Genomic DNA, 2,697 nt, shown 5'->3' with positions numbered 1-2,697 from the left:
TTTGGCAACTGTATTTCCGTTTGCATCAGTCACTTCGATGTCGTCGTCATTGATCGTATTGGCAGCGAAAATCCCGTAAACTCCTTTGGCGGTGAACTTTTTTTCATTAACAATCACATTGAGCATGTCCAGCGCATCGTTAAAAACCGAAGCGGCCTGCTCGCCGACGATATCGTCGACCAAAATCGCCGGATATTTTCCGTGCAGTTCCCAAGTCCTGAAATACGGCGTCCAATCAACGTACGGAATCAGTGTTTCAATATCGACTTCGACCGTTTGCGTTCCGATATTTTTCGGCTTTACCGGATTGAATTCCAGCCGAAGCTTGTTTTCCCGCGCCTGTTCAATGGTTAGGAAATTTTTCTCTCTTGCGCGGTTGAGATAGCCTTCGCGCAACTCATCATATTCAAGCCGAAGGTCTTTCGAATATTGTTCTTTATTTGCGTTCAGTAGATTTCCGGCAACCGTCACAGCACGAGATGCATCGTTTACATGTACGACAGTTTCGCTGTAAGCAGGCGCGATTTTAACCGCCGTGTGCGCTCTCGAAGTTGTTGCTCCGCCAATCATCACCGGGATTTTTACATTCAATTTGTCGAGTTCGGCGGCGAGGTAAACCATTTCGTCGAGCGATGGCGTGATCAATCCCGACAATCCGATGATGTCGACGTTTTCCCGTATTGCGGCTTCGATGATTTTCTCAGGCGGAACCATAACACCCAAATCGATGATCTCGTAATTGTTGCAGCCCAGAACAACCGAAACGATGTTTTTCCCGATGTCGTGAACATCGCCTTTTACCGTGGCCATCAATATTTTCCCGGCGCTTTGCACGCGTCCGTTCTTTTCGGCTTCGATAAATGGAAGAAGATAAGCCACGGCTTTTTTCATGACCCGCGCCGATTTTACAACCTGCGGCAGGAACATTTTCCCGCTTCCGAACAAATCGCCAACGACGTTCATGCCGTTCATCAGATGCTGCTCGATGACTTCAATCGGCTTTGAAACGGATTGGCGCGCTTCTTCCACATCTGTTTCGATGAATTCATCGACGCCTTTTACCAAAGCGTGCGTCAACCGCTGCTGTAACGGATGTGAACGCCACTCCTGCGCTTCTTTTTCGATGTTTTTTTTGTCGCCTTTAAAGCTTTCCGCGAAGTCGAGCAGTCTTTCGGTAGCGTCTTCACGCCTGTTCAAAAGGACATCTTCGACGTGCTCAAGCAGATCCTTTGGAATTTCGTCGTAGACCTCGAGCATTTCAGGATTGACGATTCCCATCGTCATACCGTGTTTTATTGCGTGGTAAAGAAATGCCGAATGCATTGCCTCGCGCACTTTGTCGTTGCCTCGAAACGAGAACGAAACGTTGCTGACGCCGCCCGAAACATTCACGTAAGGCAGGTTTTCGCGGATCCATTTTGTGGCGCGGAAAAAATCGAGCGCGTTGAGCTTGTGCTCGTCCATTCCGGTGGCGACGGGAAAAATGTTGGGATCGAAAATAATATCTTCTGCCGGAAACTTCACCTGATTGACCAAAATGTCGTAAGACCTTGCGCAGATTTCGATGCGCCGCTCATAAGTGTCGGCCTGGCCGGCTTCATCAAACGCCATTACGATGACTGCCGCTCCGTAACGCTTTACTTTTTTTGCGTGATCGATGAAAGCCGCTTCGCCTTCCTTTAGTGAAATCGAATTCACGACGCTTTTGCCCTGCGCGACCTTCAGTCCGGCTTCGATGATTTCCCATTTGGACGAATCGATCATTACCGGAACGCGTGAAATATCAGGCTCGGAAGCGATCATATTCAGGAATGTCGTCATGGCGTGAACGCCGTCGAGCATGCCTTCGTCCATGTTGATATCGATGATCTGCGCTCCGCCTTCGACCTGTCCGCGGGCGATGTCAAGCGCTTCCTCGTAACGCTCTTCTTTGATCAGCCGCAGGAATTTGCGCGAGCCGGTAACATTGGTGCGTTCGCCGACGTTGACGAAATTGGTTTCGGGCGTGACTATCAGCGGCTCAAGGCCCGAAAGCTTCAGGTATTTGGCCTCGTGATTTTTATTTTGGGTTTCTGACATTTTTAAACGTTCGGATTAATATCAATTGCTTCCGCTAAAGTTCTCGGGCTGAATTCGGCCGCGACTTCGGCAATCAACTTAATATGTTCGGGCGTTGTGCCGCAGCAGCCGCCGATGATGTTGATGAGATTGTCTTGTAAATATTCACGGATCAGCGCCTGCATTTCCTCCGGAGTTTGGTCATATTGCCCGAATGCGTTTGGCAAGCCGGCATTTGGATGTGCCGAAATGTTCATCGATGTGTTTCTTGCCAGTCTTTTCAGATAGGGCTTTAGCTGGTCAGCGCCAAGCGCGCAATTAAAACCGACGCTTAAAAGCTCGATGTGCGAAACGGAAATCAGAAAAGCTTCAACAGTCTGCCCTGAAAGCGTGCGGCCGGAAGCGTCGGTAATCGTACCCGAAACCATGACCGGAATGTCGAGATTGCGCTCTTCTTTGACTTCTTCGATGGCGAACAACGCGGCCTTTGCGTTGAGCGTGTCAAAAATGGTTTCGACAAGAAGAATGTCGGCGCCGCCGTCGATGAGCGCCTCGACCTGCTGCCTGTACGCGATTCGGAGCTCATCGAAAGTTATTGCCCGAAAACCCGGATCGTTTACGTCGGGTGAAAGGCTTGCC

At 49.8% G+C, this 2,697-nt stretch carries 2 protein-coding genes; both read right to left on the bottom strand.

Annotation, left to right across the window (positions count from 1 at the left end):
- The coding region (locus tag EOO50_RS17550; protein WP_290841585.1) for a dihydropteroate synthase at positions 1-2,079 on the bottom strand (2,079 nt) is incomplete at its 3' end.
- 2 nt (positions 2,080-2,081) lie between these two features.
- A partial coding sequence (locus EOO50_RS17545) for a homocysteine S-methyltransferase family protein (RefSeq protein WP_290841584.1) occupies positions 2,082-2,697 on the bottom strand: 616 nt, incomplete at its 5' end.

Origin of the sequence: Flavobacterium sp., from assembly GCF_004211145.1 — a bacterium.
In the GTDB taxonomy this organism is placed as follows: domain Bacteria; phylum Bacteroidota; class Bacteroidia; order Flavobacteriales; family Flavobacteriaceae; genus Flavobacterium.
The sequence above is the reverse complement of the archived record's forward strand: the minus strand, read 5'-3'. Positions and strand labels throughout refer to the sequence as shown.